This is a genomic window from Methylomonas sp. HYX-M1, from assembly GCF_040741385.1.
GTDB classification, from domain to species: domain Bacteria; phylum Pseudomonadota; class Gammaproteobacteria; order Methylococcales; family Methylomonadaceae; genus Methylomonas; species Methylomonas rhizoryzae.
Genome location: NZ_CP160405.1, coordinates 2,822,977 through 2,843,204 on the forward strand (window position 1 = coordinate 2,822,977; position 20,228 = coordinate 2,843,204).

General features: G+C 52.4%; 14 protein-coding genes. 9 read left to right on the forward strand and 5 right to left on the reverse strand.

Annotated features, from left to right (window positions below):
- From AB0A83_RS12790 to AB0A83_RS12800, 3 genes are all read right to left on the reverse strand, one after another.
- Positions 1 to 543: a nucleoside triphosphate pyrophosphohydrolase family protein gene (locus AB0A83_RS12790; protein WP_150048981.1), complete on the reverse strand. Its 543-nt coding sequence runs from the start codon at positions 541 to 543 to the stop codon at positions 1 to 3.
- A 77-nt stretch (positions 544 to 620) separates the two neighbouring features.
- Positions 621 to 1,109 (reverse strand): hypothetical protein, encoded by a 489-nt coding sequence (locus tag AB0A83_RS12795; protein ID WP_367154363.1) that lies wholly within the window; start codon positions 1,107 to 1,109, stop codon positions 621 to 623.
- A gap of 3 nt (positions 1,110 to 1,112) precedes the next feature.
- Positions 1,113 to 1,661 (reverse strand): FMN-binding protein, encoded by a 549-nt coding sequence (locus tag AB0A83_RS12800; protein ID WP_150048985.1) that lies wholly within the window; start codon positions 1,659 to 1,661, stop codon positions 1,113 to 1,115.
- Positions 1,662 to 1,885: 224 nt separating this feature from the next.
- On the opposite strand from AB0A83_RS12800, the gene AB0A83_RS12805 reads away from it, so the two are divergent.
- Together AB0A83_RS12805 and AB0A83_RS12810 are read left to right on the forward strand one after the other, a co-directional pair.
- Positions 1,886 to 3,349 (forward strand): hypothetical protein, encoded by a 1,464-nt coding sequence (locus AB0A83_RS12805; RefSeq protein WP_150048987.1) that lies wholly within the window; start codon positions 1,886 to 1,888, stop codon positions 3,347 to 3,349.
- A 62-nt stretch (positions 3,350 to 3,411) separates the two neighbouring features.
- Positions 3,412 to 4,602 carry a cytochrome-c peroxidase gene (locus tag AB0A83_RS12810; RefSeq protein ID WP_367154365.1) on the forward strand — a complete coding sequence of 397 codons (1,191 nt, stop codon included), beginning with the start codon at positions 3,412 to 3,414 and terminating at the stop codon, positions 4,600 to 4,602.
- Positions 4,603 to 4,802: 200 nt separating this feature from the next.
- Here AB0A83_RS12810 and AB0A83_RS12815 read toward each other — a convergent pair whose 3' ends face one another.
- A complete protein-coding gene (locus AB0A83_RS12815; protein ID WP_150048991.1) occupies positions 4,803 to 5,585 on the reverse strand; it encodes a YwqG family protein in 783 nt (260 codons plus the stop codon).
- Between the two features lie 753 nt (positions 5,586 to 6,338).
- Here AB0A83_RS12815 and AB0A83_RS12820 point away from each other — a divergent pair.
- From AB0A83_RS12820 to AB0A83_RS12850, 7 genes are all read left to right on the forward strand, one after another.
- On the forward strand, positions 6,339 to 8,210 hold the full coding sequence (locus AB0A83_RS12820) for a thiamine pyrophosphate-binding protein (protein ID WP_150048993.1): 1,872 nt from the start codon (positions 6,339 to 6,341) through the stop codon (positions 8,208 to 8,210).
- 11 nt (positions 8,211 to 8,221) lie between these two features.
- Entirely contained in the window at positions 8,222 to 8,980 is a 759-nt protein-coding gene (locus tag AB0A83_RS12825; protein ID WP_150048995.1) for an SDR family oxidoreductase, read from the forward strand.
- A gap of 8 nt (positions 8,981 to 8,988) precedes the next feature.
- Positions 8,989 to 9,795: a citryl-CoA lyase gene (locus AB0A83_RS12830; RefSeq protein ID WP_367154366.1), complete on the forward strand. Its 807-nt coding sequence runs from the start codon at positions 8,989 to 8,991 to the stop codon at positions 9,793 to 9,795.
- The gene (locus tag AB0A83_RS12835; RefSeq protein ID WP_367154367.1) at positions 9,792 to 10,595 is read left to right on the forward strand and encodes a citryl-CoA lyase; all 804 of its coding nucleotides are present in this window, start codon (positions 9,792 to 9,794) and stop codon (positions 10,593 to 10,595) included. The genes AB0A83_RS12830 and AB0A83_RS12835 overlap by 4 nt, the downstream gene beginning before the upstream one ends.
- A 128-nt stretch (positions 10,596 to 10,723) precedes the next feature.
- A complete protein-coding gene (locus tag AB0A83_RS12840) occupies positions 10,724 to 12,880 on the forward strand; it encodes a TonB-dependent receptor plug domain-containing protein (protein WP_367154369.1) in 2,157 nt (718 codons plus the stop codon).
- 57 nt (positions 12,881 to 12,937) lie between these two features.
- Positions 12,938 to 13,885: an ABC transporter substrate-binding protein gene (locus AB0A83_RS12845; RefSeq protein WP_367154371.1), complete on the forward strand. Its 948-nt coding sequence runs from the start codon at positions 12,938 to 12,940 to the stop codon at positions 13,883 to 13,885.
- Between the two features lie 6 nt (positions 13,886 to 13,891).
- Complete coding sequence (locus AB0A83_RS12850; RefSeq protein WP_367154373.1) at positions 13,892 to 18,313, forward strand: EAL domain-containing protein; 4,422 nt, start codon at positions 13,892 to 13,894, stop codon at positions 18,311 to 18,313.
- Positions 18,314 to 18,334: 21 nt separating this feature from the next.
- On the opposite strand, the gene AB0A83_RS12855 is transcribed toward AB0A83_RS12850, so the two are convergent.
- Entirely contained in the window at positions 18,335 to 20,158 is a 1,824-nt protein-coding gene (locus AB0A83_RS12855; protein ID WP_150049007.1) for an ABC transporter ATP-binding protein, read from the reverse strand.
- Positions 20,159 to 20,228: the final 70 nt, after the last annotated feature.

Sequence of the window (20,228 nt, forward strand, 5' to 3'; positions counted from 1 at the left end):
TTATTCGTACAGCGCATCGCTTAAATCCGGGGCAGGCGGCAGGGTTTCTCGCGCGATACGCTCGCCGTAATCGCCGCCGGACCGGCCCTGCGACAGGCTATTCAACAAATTGGCGTGCACCATTTCAAAAGCCTTGTCGAAATCGGCATTGACGAAACCGCGTACCAGTTGCACACAAAGCATATACAGCCCGGAGTAGTGCACGGTTTCTCCCGACGCGCACAGGCTGATTTTTTCCGACAACGCTTTGACGATAGACAACACCGAGCCGTCTTGCCGCCAAGAGGCCGGAGTAGCCAGCACATCGCCGCCGGAACAAGCGATTGCCGCCAACGCGTTATAGGCCAAATCGACCAAGCCGGCCAAAATTTTCACCAAATCCCCGGCGGTTAAGGCCTTGAAAGTTTCGCTGGCGCAATCCATCAGTAGCGCCTGCCGCATCACGACGTCCATATCCGCCAGATGCATGCTGTCCGGATAAACCGGCTGCACGATGCCGAAGCTGTCGTGAAACTCCCTGACTAGTTGTAAGTGCTTATTCATGATGTCCTCCTATTCGCAAACACATTGTCGATTTTTCGCGAAGCAACCGGCTACGCATAAGTTACAGCACAAGAGAGTTAGCGCGCCCGTTTGCGCGCTTGTAGCAAAGACAGCGCAACAATCACGATCAAAGCCAATAATGACGTTTCCAACAGTAAAAACGCCGCTATTTTGAAATACACGAAATAAGGATGCGCATAACGGACCAACCAACCGGCCGCCTCGTCGGCGATGGCTGCAAAATAAATAACCACGCTGAGCCAAACCTTTGCCGGAGTCGGCAAATCCGTCATCAGCATCAGATGGGTTAAGGTCAACACCAGCATACCCATCGCAAACAAATGAAAATGCGTAACTTCCAATAAGCTTTGATAGCTTTTAGGCTGCGTGAATTGTGCCTCGTCCCCCAAATAATAAGCCAGAACCGAATCGCCGCTCAGACTCATTTTGTGAAAGTACATCAAGCCGTTGCTAAGCCAAAGCAAGGCCACGTAACCTAAAAAAAGCAAAATCAAGGTGTTGATCAACAGTTGGCGATTCTGCTCGCCGGTGACAAAAAATCGCATGGCTTATTGAGTCTTTTTCAACATGACTTGGTAAATCGCCAATAGTTTGCGAGCCCCGTTTAACGCAGCCCGCGAACTTAAGGTTGCACCGGAAACCGCTTGCACGTCTGTATCGAAGCTCAACTTCTCCAGCGGCAAATTCAATAATTTGGCATACCAACGATCTGGCGGCTGATACTCCGGCGGCTCGTGAAACGCCAGGATGCGCAAGTTGGCTAAATTGCCGGCGGCATCGACCACTAACAACATCGTTTCCGGCTGAGTACGCACGTTATGCGATTCAATCATCGCATAACCGACAATTTGTCCTTGTTTTTTACCGACAAAGACGCTGATTAAGTTGGACTCCAATTTACTTTTGGCCAACTGTTCAATTTGCACTATCTGACTTTCAGTGGGAAACAGCGATAACAATTCCACGCTGGCATCCGTTCCAAACGCCATTTCCAAAGCCTCGTCCTTGCTGAAATAAACCGTTGAAAAACAAGGCATTGCAAATACGACAACACTAAGCGCTAAAACAAACCGGCGTAACGATTCGAAACTAAGCATGAGTCACTCAAGATAAAAAACACTAAATATCATACGAAATTGCCGCCGGCTTTGCCCGCACTATTGCAGCCCCCGGGTACATTTTAGGTGTCGTATGCGTAACACCATCAAATTAACTAATATGAGTACGGCGCATAATTGACTTACAAATGATAATGATTTGCGCTTAATCTTTTAACCCTTTAAACTGCAAGCATATTAAACCGATATTGAGGCCGTTAGACATGACTTTCCAGAAAAAACCGACGAATTCTTTGTATTTAGCCGCATCCATAGGTTTGTTATGCAGCAATGTTTCCATAGCCGAACAAGCACCGGCAAGCATGGAAGAAATGTGGAAAATCATCCAACAGCAACAAAAGGAAATCGAATCGCTGAAAGCCAAAAGCGCCCAAAACGAGCAACTGAAACAGGAAGTCCGCGATCTGAAGCAGGCACAACAAAACTCCGCTTCCGGCACTGTGGTTGCCGCGAATTCCCCGTCAGCGGGAAAAGGCGAACTGGAACGCAAAACCGACGTACTCGCTAGCGAAGTGGAAAAACTGAAAACCCAGTTATTCATTCCGGAAGCGCGCGAATACAAAAGCGAATACGGCTTGGGCCCCGCGGCGTCCAATGTCTATCGCGTCAATCGCGGCCTATCCATCGGAGGTTACGGCGAGGCGTTTTATACCAATTACACCGACGAAAAAGCCTCCGGCGCCAGCGACTCTTTCGATTTGCAACGCGCCGTCTTATACGCCGGTTACAAATTCAACGATTGGATCATTTTGAACAACGAAATCGAATTCGAACATGCCTCAACCGGTGAAGGAGCCGAGGAAAAAGGCGAGGTATCGGTGGAGTTCTCGCAATTGGATTTCTTGCTCGACCCTAAATACAACATCCGCGCCGGTTTGATGCTAGTGCCCATGGGCTTCATCAACGAGATGCACGAACCCACGACATTTCACGGCAACCGCCGCCCGGACGTGGAACGCTTCATTATCCCGTCCACCTGGCGTGAGATGGGTGCCGGCTTATTCGGCGAAATCATCCCCGGCTTGCAATACCGGGTCTATGCGATGAACGGGCTGAACGCCCGCAGCTTCGAAAGCGAAGGGATACGCGAAGGCCGCCAAGGCGGCAGCCAGGCTTTGGCGGAAGATTTTGCATTTACCGGCCGGGTGGACTACTCGCCGGCCGTCGTGCCCGGTTTGATGGTGGGCGGCTCGGCTTTCATCGGCAACTCCGGACAAAACGAACTGTATCTCGGACGCAAACTCGATGTTGCCACCCAATTGTACGAAGGACACATGCAATACCGTTACCGGGGTTTGGAACTGCGGGCATTGGGCGCTTGGGGACAAGTTAACGATACCGAAATACTCAGCCAAGCAATAGGCGAAACCATAGGCAAGGAAAGTTTCGGCTGGTATGCCGAAGCGGCGTACGACATCATGCCGCATCTGTTGAAAGACAGCACCCAATATCTGGCGCCGTTCTTCCGCTTTGAAAAATACGATCCTATGGCTGCCGTGGCAGCCGGATTCGCCGACAACCTGGGCCTGGACCGCTGGATTTATCAAGGCGGCCTGAGCTACAAGCCGATAGACAACATCGTCATCAAAGCCGATTACCGCAACATTCAAGCCAAACAAGACTCTCCTGCCAACGAGTTCAACTTGGGTATAGGCTTCATTTATTAAGAGGCTAAGCGCCCGGCCTCGGCCGGGCTCCCTATTTGAACTGCGAAGTTTTTGGAGTATTTATGCGAAAAACACTCAGTCACTCACTTGTGCTGCTAACAATAGCCGCATCCACGGCTTCGGCTGAGGTACCGACCTTGCCGGGCAGCGCCAATTTAAGTCTGAAAGCAAAACTGGGTCAGGAATTGTTCTTCGATACCAATTTATCGGAACCAGCCGGCCAAAGTTGCGCCACTTGCCACGATCCGGCTATGGCGTTTACCGATCCGGACAACGGCGTCCCCACCTCGCAAGGCGCATTGGTCACGTTGCAAGGCAATCGCAACACCCCTACCGCCATGTATTCGGCGTACGCGCCGGAATTCCATTTAAACAACGAAGACGGCTTGTATTACGGTGGACAATTCTTGGACGGCCGCGCAGCTACTTTGGAAGAACAAGCCAAAGGGCCTTTTTTAAACCCTTTGGAAATGGCCAATCCCGATATAGCCAGCGTGATTGCCAAAGTACGTAACGCCGACTACGCCTCTATGTTCGAAGCAGTATTCGGCAGCGGGGCTTTAGACGACGACATCAAGGCCTATCAACGTATGGCGCAAGCCATAGCGAGCTTCGAAAGGTCGCCGGTGCTCAACCGTTTTAGTTCCAAATATGATTTTTATTTGGCGGGAAAAGCCAGACTGACCGCCAAAGAAGCGAGAGGACTCAAGGTCTTCGATGAAGAAGACAAGGGCAATTGCGCCGCCTGCCATCCGAGCAAACCAAACTCTGACGGTACGCCGCCGTTGTTTACCGATCATTCTTACGACAACATCGGCGTTCCGAAAAACCCGGACAGCCTGTTCTACGCTCTGCCCTACGACCTAAATCCGGACGGTGAAAATTTCGTGGACAAAGGCCTGGCCAACAACGTGCCGCTTGCCGGAGAACGCGGAAAAATCAAAGTTCCGACCTTGCGCAACGTAGCGGTTACCGCCCCCTACATGCACAACGGCTATTTTAAAACCCTGGAAGGTGTAGTGCTGTTTTACAACAACCGCGACATACGCCGAGAATGCAAGAATACGCCGAACGACACCGAGGCGTTGAAGCGTAAATGCTGGCCTGCGCCGGAAATTAAGCGCAACGAAAACTTCGACGAACTTGGCGAGCTTAATCTTACCGCGCGTGAAAGAAGCGATTTGGTGGCTTTTTTGAAAACCCTGACCGACGGCTATCGCTCTTACTCGCCCTGGCCGTATAAACGGCCTTAGAACTTGCAATACCCCTTTTGGTTAGTACCTAAAAGTTGAGGAGCGGCACGTTGCCGGACTGCAGAAACCGCAAAGCATCGCTCCCAGCCCTCTTGCATGCTTCTGTTAAACGCCTTGGTTCGCGTTGATCTTGAACTAAGGCCCCTTCCCTCCGATGCCGTTGGATCATCAACGACTAGCCCCCGCCCTCGCCACAGTCTTCAATAACATTGTAATATCATCCAGGCATCGTCGAAACCGGCGGCTCTTGCATCACTTTCCCTCACCCAAAAATACAACATCCCCATGTCGCCCCACATGGCGTCGATATCCTCGTCGGAATCGAATTGCAACAACAAGCGCCAATCATTGGGGTGCGCTTTCAATGCTTCGGCCTGCTTACAGTCGTAACCTTCCGAGTTACCGCAATACACGCCGCCGCTTGCCAATTGACACTCCTCTTCCATCGTATCGTTCTGTATCGCGTATGGAAATCCGCCGATTTGATGCCTGGGACCCGCGCCGTAATTACTGTCTATGAATTCATCATATTCCGTGTCTTCTTCCCAGTCCAACCGGTTCGGATCAATGCGCCGGCTATCCGGGTAACTGATAAAAGGCTCGGACTTAAGGTATTTAATTTTCTCGGACAGATACTCGGGAGCTAAATCGCTAGGCGCTTCCTGAAATTTCAACTCGCCTAAACCGTTTTCGTAAATCACCGCCCAACCGCCTTTATCGTCGGGATCGAATCCCCAAGGCCATTCGTGCAAATCGTAAAAAAACAATAAGCGGCCTATTTCCGGCAACCAATCGATAGCGGAATTTCTATTTATTTCGGCCAAATCAATTTGGCCAATAAAACCAAGCGGTTTATCGTGCTTTCTCGGCCAAAGCACATGAGTTGCCACCAAGGGCTTCCCGCCAAGAAAACTCGACATTTCTCCGTCTGCAGTTACCAAACGCAAACACTTATTCCCCAGTGCCGAGATTTTCTCATTCATAATTCGGATACCCTCTTCCAGTTTATGCAGCAAATGTAAACTTATGTTAATTCTACAAAAATCACGTATTACATTGTTTTAACGCAAATAGTTTTCGCTGTAAACCCTTTTAAAATACTAACAACAATCACCTGCGGCAAATATATAATTTTTGCTTTAGCTCAGCAACGGAAATAGCCGTCGGCTTAGTATGGCTTGTTGGCGCTAGCGCCTTATTCAACTTAAGCCCAAACTGAACACGCTATCCATAGCCTCGGGTTATTAGTCCATGCCATTTCATACATATGTATTTGCTGAACTTTATTTCACAATAATGGTGTCTTATAAACATGAATAGTTAACTAAGCAGCTATGTCGCCACACAGACTGGAAATCGTAGCGGCATTGCCCACCGCTAAAATCCGCATCGTTAACGCCGGAAAATTCAACACCTACTGTTCAGTGCCACCAGCGTTTAGTCGTCAAGCCCCCACTCAGCCCCGTAAAAAGTAACGGTATTCACCCGAAAAGCAGCCGCGGAGTCTCAAAACGCTGACCAATATCGAAATTTGCGAAATGCATGGCTGTTCTTAGCACGCAGAGCGGACAAAGCCCACATTTTCAAAAACCGGTAACAGTTAATCTGCGGCGAGAGCCCTAGGCTTGTTTGGTGCTAGTACAACTCGACTATCCGTTCCCGAACAGACCGGGTAGCCGCCGAAACCGAAGCACCTTTTCAGTTGATTCCACATCCGACCAGCGAGGTATTTTTACATGAGTGCACAAATTTCTCTGATCCGCAAAGAAACACCCTTAACCGAAATACATCCGGAACTCAAGCTTGCTCCGTCTATCGATCAAGCCGACCTGCTGGTCGCCTATTTGGAACAAATGGGCATAGAGTTCGTTTTCGGCGTTCCGGGCGGCGCTATCGAACCTCTTTACAATGCGCTCGCCCGCAGCACCCGCCGCGGCGGAGTTAAACACGTCCTTGCCAGACACGAAGCCGGCGCGGCGTTTATGGCGGACGGTTATGCGCGAGAAACCGGCAAAATCGGCGTTTGCTGTTCTACATCGGGTCCTGGGGCAACCAATTTGATCACGGGGGTTGCCTGTGCTTACGACAACAACATTCCCATGCTAGTCATCACCGGTCAACCGGCATTGCCGGCCTTCGGAAAATATCCTTTACAAGAATCCTCGTGCACCGGCATCAATACACTGGGCATGTTCAGACACTGTACCCGGTATAACTCTTTGGTCTCTCACCCCAAGCAGCTGGAAACCAAGCTGGTTACCGCTTTACAACGCGCGGTTCGCACACCCCGCGGCCCGGTGCACTTGACGGTACCCGTGGACGTATTTCGCAGCCCTACCACCATTCAGAGGCCGAGTTACGACCTGCATGAATTGTTGGCTCCGGCATCGATGATTGACGCCGACGCGGTAGACCATTTAGCCGAAAAGCTATCCACATCCCAAAAAATCGTTTTGCTGATAGGCGGCGGCTGCGGCGAAGCAATCGGCTCGATCTTGCAGTTCGCATCGTTAAAAGGCACGGCAATAGTCACGACGCCGGACGCTAAAGGACTGGTCAATCCCAGACATCCTTTGTTTAAGGGCGTGTTCGGGTTCGGCGGTCACGAAACGGCGGATGCCGCGCTCAGAGACAACTCAGTCGATTTGATACTGGCGGTCGGAGCCAATATGGGGGAATGGAACAGCGGCGGTTGGAGTGAAAGCTTGTTGAACGAGCGTTTGGTTCACATCGACGAGTCCGAAGAAAACTTGGCCCGCACGCCTATGGCCCGGCTGCACGTGCGCGGCAGGATTTTGTCCGTTTTTAGCCGTTTAGTCGAAAATTTACATAACCGGCATAAACCCGATGACTTCGACTATGCACGCAATCGCGCCTCTCGCGACAGAAATGCAATCCAAAACGGAGATCCTCTACGCTTATTAGCGGAACAAGATAAATATGAAAGCGACGCTATTCCGTTAAAACCCCAGCGACTGATGCGGGAGTTAGGTTTACATCTTCCACCCAGCACCCGCTTTTTAGCCGACACAGGCAATAGTGTATCCTGGTCGGTACACTATCTGCATCCGTCTATTGACAGACGGGTTGGAGAGCGCCGAATGGGTGGAGGCGGACGTAAAACCACGCCCGGACAACGTAAAAACGATGGCGGCTGGCTACGGGTAACCATGAACTTTGCCGCCATGGGATGGGCCATAGGCGGTGCGGTCGGCACTGCAATCGCAGACCGTAAACGCCCGGTGGTCTGCATCACCGGCGACGGTAGCATGCTGATGAACGGTCAAGAAATTTCGGTAGCCGTCGCCGAGGAACTCAGCATCATTTTCGTCGTTCTCAACGACCAATCGCTCGGCATGGTCAAGCACGGCCAACGGCTAGCCAGCGCCGAACAAATCGGCTGCGAATTACCGCCGAGCGATTTCGCGGCGATTGCCCGTGCATTAGGCGCAGAGGCATACACTATCAAAACGCCTGACGACCTGATTGCCCTGGACTTTCAAGCAATATGCTCCAGAAAAGGCCCCACCTTGTTGGATGTATTGATAGATCCCGAAGAGGAACCGCCCATGAACGTCAGAATGCGTGTATTGACGTCCGGCAAATAACGAGGATCGTCATGGGAAAATTACTCGATAAAACCGCCCTGATTACCGGTGGGTCCAGTGGCATAGGCCTAGCGACGGCTAAATTGTTTATTGCTCAAGGCGCTAAAGTGGCCATCACCGGCAGAGACGCCAGCCGATTGGCAACCGCAAAAAAAGAATTGGGTGCCAATACCCTAGCCATCACTAGCGAAGCGGGCAACCTTGAGGACATCGATGCCCTGCTGGCACACATCGAACGTCAATTCGGCCATTTGGACATATTGTTCTTGAATGCCGGGATTGCCGAGCCAACCCCGCTGGAATCGGCAAGCGAAGACCAATTCGACCGCATCATGCAAGTCAACCTAAAAGGTGTTTTTTTTACCATACAAAAAGCCTTACCTATACTGCGGCCTAACGCATCGATTGTCGTCACCACGTCGATAACCAATCGTAGCGGTACCGAAAACTTCAGTTTGTACGCCGCCAGCAAAGCCGCGTTGCGTTCTTTAGTTCAGTCCTTAAGCCTCAGTTTGATCGGCAAAAATATTCGCATCAATGCAGTCAATCCCGGCCCCATCGATACCGAGGGTTTCAATAACATTCCGGTACCCGACGAAGTTTTTCAGGCCATCAAAAGCGACATCGAAGGCCGTTCTCCCAGCAAGCGGCTAGGTACTGCCGAAGAAGTTGCAAAAGTTGCGCTATTCTTGGCATCCGAAGACTCGTCCTATGTCGTAGGCGAAGAGATTGTCGTCGACGGCGGGATATCCCTGGTTTGCCTACCTTAGGAGCAACAATGAGCGGCAGCAACGCCCCACACACCATTCGTACCCAAATCTGGCTGGAGGAACCCGAACCCGATAACCCATTCGCCACCCGCGCCGCCTATTGCAGAGGCTACGACGTCTACGGGGAGATGCTGGGTCACGCCCGTTGGTCCGATATGCTTTATTTGCTTTTTAAGGAGGAAGCACCCGGCAAAGCCCAAGCGGATTTGTTGGATAGTTTGGCCTTGGCTTTAGCCAATCCGGGGCCGCGCGACGCTTCGGTGCATGCGGCGATGTGCGGCGGCGTGTGCGGCTCCAGCGCCGCGTCGTCGCTGATAGCGGCATTAGCCGTTGGCGCCGGCCATTTGGCAGGCGGACGCGAGGTGTTTTACGCCGTCTCGGGCTGGCATCAGTGCGGTAAGGATTTAGCGGCTTGGAAAAACTTTTTTACCAGCCCAAAATCGACCGAGGCCGACATCTGGCCGGAAATCGATCACCCGCCCGGCTTCGATCCCTATGGCGTCAGCACCGGCTTAACTGTAATCCAAACATTGGATTGTCTGGCGGGATACGCAGTCGGCTCCATTCTTCCTTGGTTGCACGCTAATTTACAAGCCATGGAGGCCTTGGCCGGCAAACCGCTCGCACTCTCCGGAGTGGCGGCGGCAGCGTTGGCGGAACTCGGTTTTTCAGCTCAGCAAAGCGAAATGCTGTTTCTGTTACTGCGCTTGCCCGGTGCGGCAGCGCATGCACTGGAGCAATATCCTTTGGGTTACAAAAAATTTCCTTTCGGTACGGTCGAATTAGAAAACGATACACAGGAGTCAACAGCATGAACGGACCGGAACTACTAAAACAACACGTTGGCAAATTGAGTAGCCGGATGGGAACCTTTTACCCCGGCGAACGCGTCGTGTATCGCGGCCGGGATCTGCTACACGAGCTCAACGACATGGATTGGCTGGCACTGTATTTATACGGCATTACCGGCAAAACGTTCGGCCAGGCCGAAATGAAGTTGCTGCAAGCGATTTGGACCTACACCAGCTATCCGGATGTACGCTTATGGAATAACCGCATCGCAGCGCTGGCCGGCAGCACCCGCAGCACCGGTACTTTAGGGTTGGCTGCGGCGTTGGCCGTATCCGAAGCCGAAATATACGGAGGAGGGGTGTTTCGGCGCGCGGTAGTCTTTTTAGAACGCAGTCTGCGGCAAATGGCGAGTGGAAGCGATTTGGAAACCTGTGTCCGCGAGGAATTTGCCGCGCATCGCAGCATCGGCGGGTATGGCCGCCCCTTAGTCAACGGCGACGAACGTATCGTGCCATTGCTCGAATTGGCCAAGCGCTTGGGCTTAAACGAAGGCCCTCATCTGAAACTCGCTTTTGAGGTCGAAGACTTCTTGTTGCGTGGCCGCTGGCGCATGAAGATGAACTATGCCGCCTTGATCGCCGCATTGGGCAAAGACTTGGGCTTAAGCGTCGACGAATTATGTCTATTTATTTTTCCGTTGTTTTTAGCCGGCATGCCTCCCGGTTATATCGAAGCCCGACAACGCCCGGAAGGCACTCTGTATCCCATCCCCTGCCCCGACGTCACCTATGACGGCCAAGCTAAGCGGCCTTGGCATAAATAGAATTCCGCCTACACTGCATATCTAAATAATAAATCCAACCGACGCCGGCTTGGCATAGCCTCCCGCCAAAACCCCGTCAGGTTGGAACTCCCGCCTGCTTGGCAACATTCCACAATCAGGACGCATATATGTCTAACCGTTTGATGTTATTAAATATTTGCGCCTGGTTGAGCTCTGCGGTTTGGGCGCAACCGGTGCTACTCGAAGAGGAAGAAAAAGCCTTATCGCAAATCTATGGCGATGAAGAAATGGTCAGTATCGCCAGCGGCTACAAACAACCCATCTCCAAAGCGCCTTCGATTGCCACGGTCATTACCGCCGAGGACATCAAACGCATAGGCGCAACCGACATCGACGAAGTCCTGGAAACCGTACCCGGCTTGCACGTGGAACGAAATACGATAGGTTATAACCCCATCTATACCTTTCGCGGCATTTATTCGGCGTTCAACCCGCAAGTGCTGATGATGATAAACGGCATACCGATTACCAATAGTTATACCGGCAGCCGTAGCGAAGTTTGGGGAGGCATGCCGATACGCGATATTGCTCGCATCGAAGTGGTCAGGGGACCGGGTTCCGCAGTGTACGGGGCTGATGCCTTCGCCGGCGTTATCAACGTCATCACCAAAACCCGGCAAGACATAGAAGGCAACGAAGTCGGCGGCCGCGTGGGTAGCTTCGATACTTACGACGGCTGGGCTCTACACGGCGGCGAATGGGGAGGCTTCGACGTCGCGCTGGCATTCGAATACCACAAAACTCAAGGCCAAAATTCCATCATCGACGCCGACCAGCAAACCCAATTCGATCAAATTTTCGGCACCCACGCATCGCTGGCTCCCGGACCCATCAACTTGTCCCGCGACAATATCGACGCGAGAATAGACATTTCCCGCGGAAATTGGCAATTTCGCGGAGGCTTGCAACATCGCAGCAACTGGGGCAGCGGCAGCGGCATCGCTCAAGCCTTGGACTCCATCAACCGCTATGCCAGCGACCGTTGGAACGCCGATATCACCTATCATACCGACGAGTTGGCGGAAAATTGGGATTTGACCACGCAAGTCAGTTATTTCGAAACCAGTCAGGAAATAGAAAGGAATTTAACCCTTTTTCCGCCCGGAACCACCTTGCCTATCGGCTCGAATGGCCAAATAGACCCGACCGGCGTGCCCGTCACCTTTCCCAACGGTTATATCGGCAATCCGGAAGTCTGGGAGCGACATGTACGGATTAGTCAGATGTTCGCCTACAGCGGTTTTCAGCATCACCAACTGCGTAGCGGAATCGGCTTTAATTACGACAGTTTATTTAAGGCCAGAATTTCGCAAAATTTCGGCATAGATCCGAACACCGGCCAACCCATTCCTACTCTACCGGGCATTCCCATCATCGACGTTTCCAATACGGATTCTACCTTCATACCCACGGTAGATCGTAAAGTGGCTTATTTATTCGTGCAGGACCAATGGAATTTCGCCAACGATTGGACCTTGACGGCAGGCGCCCGTTACGACCGCTATTCGGATTTCGGCAACACGTTTAACCCCCGCGCGGCATTGGTGTGGGAGGCAAGCTACGATTTAACCGCTAAATTAATGTACGGTTCGGCATTTCGCGCGCCATCGTTCCAAGAAATGTATATCATTAACAATCCGGCGCAATTGGGAAATCCGGCGTTGAAACCGGAAACCCTGGATAATGTGGAACTGGGTTTCGACTACCGGCCTCAAGAAAACCTGCGCCTGGGATTAAATTTCTTCAATTATTGGTGGAAGGATATTATCCGCTTCGTTCCGGACAGCAACACAACCAGTGCAACCGCACAAAACGCCGGAAACCTACAAGGTTACGGCACGGAATTCGAAGTGGAATGGCAGGCCAACGACACCCTCAAATTGATCGGTAACTATGCCTACCAGCACAGCCGCGATCAGGCACTGAATCACGATGCCGGTTACGCGCCGCATCACCAAATTTATTTAAGGATGAACTGGGAGTTTTTCCCCGACTGGATTTTTTCCCCACAAGCCAAGTGGGTGGTAGACCGCAAGCGCAGCTTCGGCGACAGCCGCGAACCTATTGCCGACTATACTTGGGTAGATTTGACCCTACGTAGACAGAATTTAGCAAAATATGTTGATATGGCGTTCTCAATTCGCAACCTTCTTGACGTCAGCGCCCGTGAACCCAGTCTGGCCGGCAACCCAACTGCCGCTATTCCAAACGACTTGCCTTTGGCTCCGCGTAGCTTTTACGGAGAAATCAACATCCATTTCTAAATTTGCCCGTGACCTGCCTTATCGCGTCAAAAAGGACTATAAAATTCAGGAGCGCCATTGACCATTCGCGCCGTACTTACGCTGCTGTTTTGGTGGTGTTTTCTGCCGATATGCAACCCAGCGCATGCAAAACCGCCTACCGTAGGCGTGATCTATCCGGAAGTTCGAGAACCTTACCGCACGGTATTCGAGGAAATCGCACGCGGCATGGAGCAAGAACTCGGCAGCGCGGTCATCCACTACCAACTCAGCGAGAGTCAAATCACCAACCCCGCCGTGCTGCAAGAACAACTGCGCGCAGATAGCATCGATGTAGCAGTCACTCTCGGCCGGGCCGGAGTTTATGTCGCAAAATCCCTGGATCCGGCACTGCCGATAGTGATAGGCGCCACCGTCATTCATCCCAACGAAGTCCCGTCCAACGCGACGGCAATTAGCTTGACGCCTGCGCCGGAAGCCATGTTCGCTTATCTGAAGCAACTGGTTCCGGAAATCAAAAAAATCACCGTCATTTACGACCCCAGACAATCCGCCTGGGAGGTCGATCATGCCGTGCAAGCCGCAAAAATTTTGGGGCTACAATTGAATGCCCAAGCTACCGGAAACTTAAAAGATTCGTCCGATTTGTACCGTCAGTTGCTGGATACGGCTCAAGACAGCACGGAAGCACTATGGTTGCCGCGCGAGAACGCAGCGATGGACGAACAATCCTTATTACCCGAAATACTGAAAGAAGCTTGGGAAAAAAATTTTGTGGTGTTTTCCAGCAATCTGGAGCATGTACGCAAAGGCGTGTTGTTTTCTCTATTCCCGGATAATTTCGGAATGGGCCGCAGCTTGGCGAATTTAGCGCTCCGAAAAATGCGCGGCGAGCAGACCGGTTCGACCGTGCAGCTATTGAAAGATTTGCAAGTCGCGGTCAATTTACGGACAGCCGATCATTTAGGCCTGCGCATCACCAACCAAACCCGGCGCGAATTCGCCCTGGTTTTTCCAACGCCTTAACCATCAATGAAACACTTGCCGAACCCCAAATCGAAACGGGCGACCTTCTTACAACAGCTGACCATTTCGTTCTCGACCGGCTTATTCATATTCGCCCTGCTCTCGGCATTTGCCATTTCGACCTTGAGCTACCAAATCGTCCGCGACAAATGGATAGCCCAAGGCCTGCAAACCACGGAAACCTTTGCCGCGCAAAGCACACTGGCGCTATTGTACGGCAGCCAAGAAAACGCGGAAGATCCTGCTCGGCGTTTCCTGGCTTTCCCGGACGTGCTGGGCGTCGCGGTATTCAACGACAAACACGAACCGTTGCTGGAGCGCGGCCAAACCACCGTGCCGTTGGGCCTAAGCAACAGCGGCTGGCCGGAAAAGCTGCAATTAAGCCAGGAAACCGAGCAGGCGTGGTACTTTAGCGCCCCGGTGTTCGCACGCATAGGCAGCGAAGCCGAACATTCCCCCTTCGAAGCACAGATTCCGACTTCGGAATTGATCGGCTACGTGCGTTTAACGTTAGGCAAGCAATCGCTTGCCGGCATGAAAAAGAAAATTTTATTGACCACCTTGGTGGTGTCCATCTGTGCCGCCGTGCTGTTTTTGTTGATATTGCCGGTTATCACCAAACGCCTGACGTCGCCCATCCAGCAACTTGCCAACAATATGGGCCGCGCATCGGCGGGCGAAAAAAGAGTTCGGGCTCGCCTGAGCGGCCCGAAAGACATCACCAACATGTGTGCCGCCTTCAATTCGATGATGGACGTGTTGGAAAGCCGCGAACGCGAACTGGAACAGGCAAGAGACAAAGCCCTGGAATCGGCACGCTTGAAAGGCGAATTTGCCGCCAATGTCAGCCACGAACTACGCACCCCGCTTAACGCGGTGCTGGGCATGTTGGAACTGCTGCAAGACATGGGGCTCACCCCACGACAACTGGAATATTCCACGATCGCGCGCAACGCCGGCGAATCCTTACTGAAACTGGTCGAGGACATTTTGGATTTTTCGCGAATCGAAAGCGGCGTGCTCAAGCGTCAACCTGTGGATTTCGTCATTTACGAAACCCTGGACGAGGTCGTCGAGTTGATGTCGGCACAAGCCCAGCGCAAAAATCTAAGGCTGCATTACTCCATTGCCGATGACGTTCCCCTGGTGGTCAACGGCGAGGCCTCGCGCATTCGGCAGATTTTGATCAATTTGGTTGGCAACGCATTGAAATTTACCAAACAAGGTTCGATTACCATCGGCGTGCGTTGCGAGCCGACCGACGATCAATCCCTGTTGGTCCGCTTTAGCGTTACCGACACCGGCATCGGCGTACCGGCCGCCGCGCAAAAAAACATATTCGACGCCTTCGTGCAAGCGGACGGCTCCACGACGCGCGCTCACGAAGGCGCCGGTCTGGGCCTGGCCATTTGCCGGCAATTGGCCAACCTGATGGGCGGCAACATCGGGGTAGACAGTCAATTAGGCCAAGGCAGCACCTTCTGGTTCACCGTGCCGCTCGACCCGCCCAAGGGAATAGAGGTTTTATCGGAAGCCCGACAAGCTTATTTTGCCAACCTAAGAATCTTAGTCGTTACCGACAACGACAAAATGCGCCAATTTTTAGCGCAAAGCCTGGACCATTGGCAGATTCTGCACCGCCACAGCGGCAGCGGCATCCGCGCCATCGATGCGTTAAAGTCGGCCTGCCGGCAGGACGAGGCCTATCATTTTGCGATCGTTGATTTAAAGGATGCCGGCGACAACAGCTGGCTGGACATCATTCCGCTAGACCCCAGTTTGGCGGCGTTGAAAATCATCATCTTGACCGAACAAGATCGAATTTCCACCAAACGTTTACCCAATGTGGCCGCCACGTTCCCGAAACCCATACAAATATCCAGGCTGTACGATCTGATTTTGACCGTGGGACAAAGCCTGAGTACAGCCTTACACTCTCATCCGACGGTGGAAAATTCCGAAAGCGACGGCTTAGGCGGCCGGGTGCTGATCGTGGAAGACAACAGGGCCAGCCAGATTGTCGCTTCCGGAATGTTGGAGCGCCTGGGCTGCGAATACGAGATAGCCAACTCGGGAACGGAAGCCTTGGAATGGCTGGCCAGCAAACCCTTCGACGTCGTGTTGATGGACTGCCACATGCCGGGCATGGACGGCTTCGAAGCCACCCGCCATATCCGCTTATTGGCCAGCCCGATTGCTCGTATACCTATCATCTCCATGACCGCCAATACCCAACAAGGCGATAGCGATTTATGCAAAGCCGCCGGAATGGACGATTATTTGGCCAAACCCATTAAATTACAGCCGCTAAAGCAGAAATTATTGGAATGGCTACCCAAGCGCAATGCCACCACACTTGCGCCGCCGGCCACAACCTACAATTTCGACATTCACGCCTTGCACCAGTTGCGAGAAGAAATCGGCCAAAATTTCAATCGTTTGGTAGAGGTTTACCTCGAAGACGTACCGCTGCAAATCGAACAACTGAGTGCTGCACTGGCAGCCTCCGACCCGGTGCAAGTACGCCAATTGGCGCACAATCTGAAAGGCGCAAGCCGTAATTTAGGCGCGATTCAACTCGCCGCGATTGCCCGGGAATTGGAAGAAGCCGGCGAGGCTTCCAATCTAGCCCAAGGCGAAGCGTTACTGAGAAAAATTCGCCAGCAATTCACCTTTGTCGAACAAGTATTGTCGGAAGAAATTGCCGGCGAATCGGTGTACGAATCCATCCATGTGTGTCACGGGCCGAGAATTCTGGTTGCGGACGACGACCGCACCATGCGCTTCGCGTTGCAAGACGTGCTGGAAAAAGACGGCTATTCGGTGGAACTGGCGGGTACCGGTCATCAAGCGGTGAATAGCTGTAAAAAAGAAATGCCGGATTTAATTCTAATGGACGCGGTGATGCCGGAAATGGACGGTTTCGAAGCCTGCAAAATTATCCGCGCCTTGCCCGACGGCTTAGAAGTACCGATTTTGATGATCACCGCGTTGGAAAACGAACGCTCGGTGGAATTAGCCTTCTCGATGGGGGCTAACGATTACATACCCAAGCCGATTCACTTTACCGTGATGCGCAAGCGTATTTCCCACCTGTTGGAAGCCAGACGCAGTCAAAACACCTTGAACCGCTTGGCCTATCACGACACGCTCACCAACCTGGCCAATCGCACCCAATTCATGGACCGCTTGAACTCGGTCATCAAAACGACCGGCAGTCAGGAGCACATGCACGCCGTGCTGTTTCTGGATCTCGACAGGTTTAAGCTAACCAACGATACCATGGGGCACGACGTTGGCGATCAGCTACTGCAAGCTACTGCGGAACGAATTCAAAGTTGCGTGCGCAAGGGAGACATGGTTTCGCGTTTCGGCGGCGACGAATTCATCCTGCTGTTGGAACGCATCGGCCACTCCCAAGTCGCTGCGCAGGTTGCGGATAAAATCTGCAATACCATCGCCAAACCGTTCGTAATGATAGACCAGGAGTTTTACATCAGCGCCAGCATCGGGATTTCCTTATACCCGGCGGACGGCGAAGATAGCGGGCTGTTAATCAAGCATGCGGATACCGCCATGTACCGCGCCAAAGAACAAGGCAATACCTTTTGTTTTTACGAAGAAAGCATGGAGTTTGCCGTTTCCAAAAAACTACGCCTGGAAAGCGATTTGCGCCGTGCCTTGCAGCGCAACGAATTTTCGCTGCATTACCAGCCGCAAATCGCTCTCGACAACGGAAAAATTATCGGCGCCGAAGCCTTGATTCGCTGGCACCATCCCGAACGCGGCATGATCTCGCCGGACGAATTCATCCCGGTCGCCGAAGAAATAGGCTTGATCGACACGATAGGCGCCTGGGTGTTGCGGGAAGCTTGCCGGCAAAACCTGGTGTGGCAACACGGAGGCTATCCGGCCTTGACCATAGCCGTCAACGTTTCGGCCAAACAATTGGACCAAGAACATTTTGCCGAAAAGGTATTCGCCATCGTCTCGGACATCGGCTTGGAACCGGAATACGTCGAATTGGAATTAACCGAAAGCCTGTTCATTAGGAATCCCGAAGGTAAACAAGACGTGCTGCGCAAATTACGGGCGTTCGGCTTGCAAATATCCATAGACGACTTCGGCACCGGTTATTCCAGCTTGAACCAATTAAAAAGGTTTGCCTTCGACAAGCTGAAAATAGACCGCTCTTTCGTCGCCAATATCACCAACGATTCGGATGCTGCCGCTATCGTTTTGGCTATCATTTCCATAGCCAAAATCCTCAAATTCAAAGTCATTGCCGAAGGCGTAGAAACCGAAGAGCAAGCCGGCTATTTGACGCAACACGATTGCGACGAAGCGCAGGGCTATTTGTTCGGAAAGCCGATACCGGCCGACCAATTTACCGAGTTGTTATTGCGGGGAAACGCCGCACAAGGATAATCAATTCAGCCGGTAAGCAACTCAGGTTTGCTCTGCCGGCATTTCCGGCAAGAAACCGCCGGCTTGCATAGTCCACAAGCGAAAATAATACCCGCGTTTAGCCAATAACTGCTCGTGACTGCCGTCTTCGACGATTTGGCCTTGGTCGAATACCAAAATCCGGTCCAGATGCGCGATGGTCGACAACCGGTGCGCAATCGCGATCACCGTTTTACGCCCCATGGCGCGGTCCAGATTATCCTGTATGGCTTTCTCGGTTACCGAATCCAGGCTGGAGGTCGCTTCGTCCAAAATTAAAATCGGCGCGTCCTTCAACATAACCCGGGCGATTGCAATCCGCTGGCGCTGGCCGCCCGACAATTTGACGCCTCTTTCTCCAACCAGCGCCTGATAACCATCGGGCATCGCCGCAATAAATTCCTGGGCGTTAGCCAAACGGCTTGCCCGTTCGATCTCGTCGTCCTCGGCATCCAAGCGTCCGTAAGCGATATTCTCGCGCAAGCTTCTGTGAAATAAGCTGGGATCTTGCGGAATCAGGCTCACTTGCCCGTGTAGCGACGCTTGCGTGGCTTTGCCTATGTCCTGACCGTCTATCAGAATTTGCCCGCTTTGCGGCTCGTAGTTACGCAAAATCAAATTCACGAACGTCGATTTCCCGGAACCGGAAAATCCGACCAAACCCACGCGCTGACCGGCCTCCACACAAACATTCAATCGATTGAACACCGGCCTATCGGGCTGATAAGCGAAACTGACATCGCGAAACTCGATGCGGCCTTGCTTGATCTGCAAAGGCCTGGCGTCGGGAACGTCTACGATTTCGTGAGATTTGACGATGGTATCGACGCCGTTAGCCACGTTACCGATATATTCGAAAAACTCCAAAAATCGCCGCGTCAGGTTGCGGGCGTCGCCGATGATCAACAGCGCCAAGCTGGCGCACATGGCGAAATCGCCGGTGCCGATTTGCCCGCGTTGCCAAAGCCATAATGCATAAGCGGTCGCACCGATTTTCAGCACGGCAGCGGCGGTGAATTGAAACCAACGTACCCGTTCCATGTACCAGAACGTGCGCCGCCCTTGTTTCACTTCGGTTTCCAGATAGCCGTTCAGGTATTCGCGCTCGTAGTCCAAGCGGGCGAACAATTTGGCGTTTAACATATTGGTTACCGCATCGACTATCTTGCCGTTCACCAAACTACGGGTCGCGGCATAATTTTGCGCATAAGGCTGACAGCGAGTCGCCAGCCAATAGGACAGCAACACATATAACAACACCCATCCCGCCACGAACCAGCCCAATTCGCTGTGGGCTTGAAACAACAACACAATAGAAACCGCAAAGGTTACCGCGATCGGCCAAAAATCGCACAACACCGACCAGGTGGTGTGATTGACGCTCATGGCGGTTTCGCTAATCCTATGCGCCAAGCTCCCGGCAAAGTGATCGGCAAAATAGCGTGGGGAATGCTGCTGCAGATAGGCGTATAGCAACTGGTTAGTCCGTTGCCGCAAGCGCGGCCCTATGACTATCAACAACGCACCGCTGGCTCGGCTGAACAGAATTTCCGCAATGTTCAGAGCGACCAGCAATAACAGCGGTTTTTCGAATGCCTGCCAGGACAAGTTGCTTACGCTGTGTTCTGATACGGCGTCCATCAGCGCTTTTATCGCATAGGGCACCAGAATGCTACCGGCGGCCTGGCCCGCCTCCAATACCATCATGGCTAGCACCAGCCACTTAAACCGCTTTAAGCAATATAAAACGAAACGAAAAGTACCGGTCGGCAGGTCCGGGGCGTCGGCGGAACGTTGAAAGCGGCTTTTGCTGGATTCTGAAGACATACGGAGTAACAATTCGGAGGTGGCTATGAGATCGCGGCATTACTTTTCAACAACATTGAGTTAGATATCC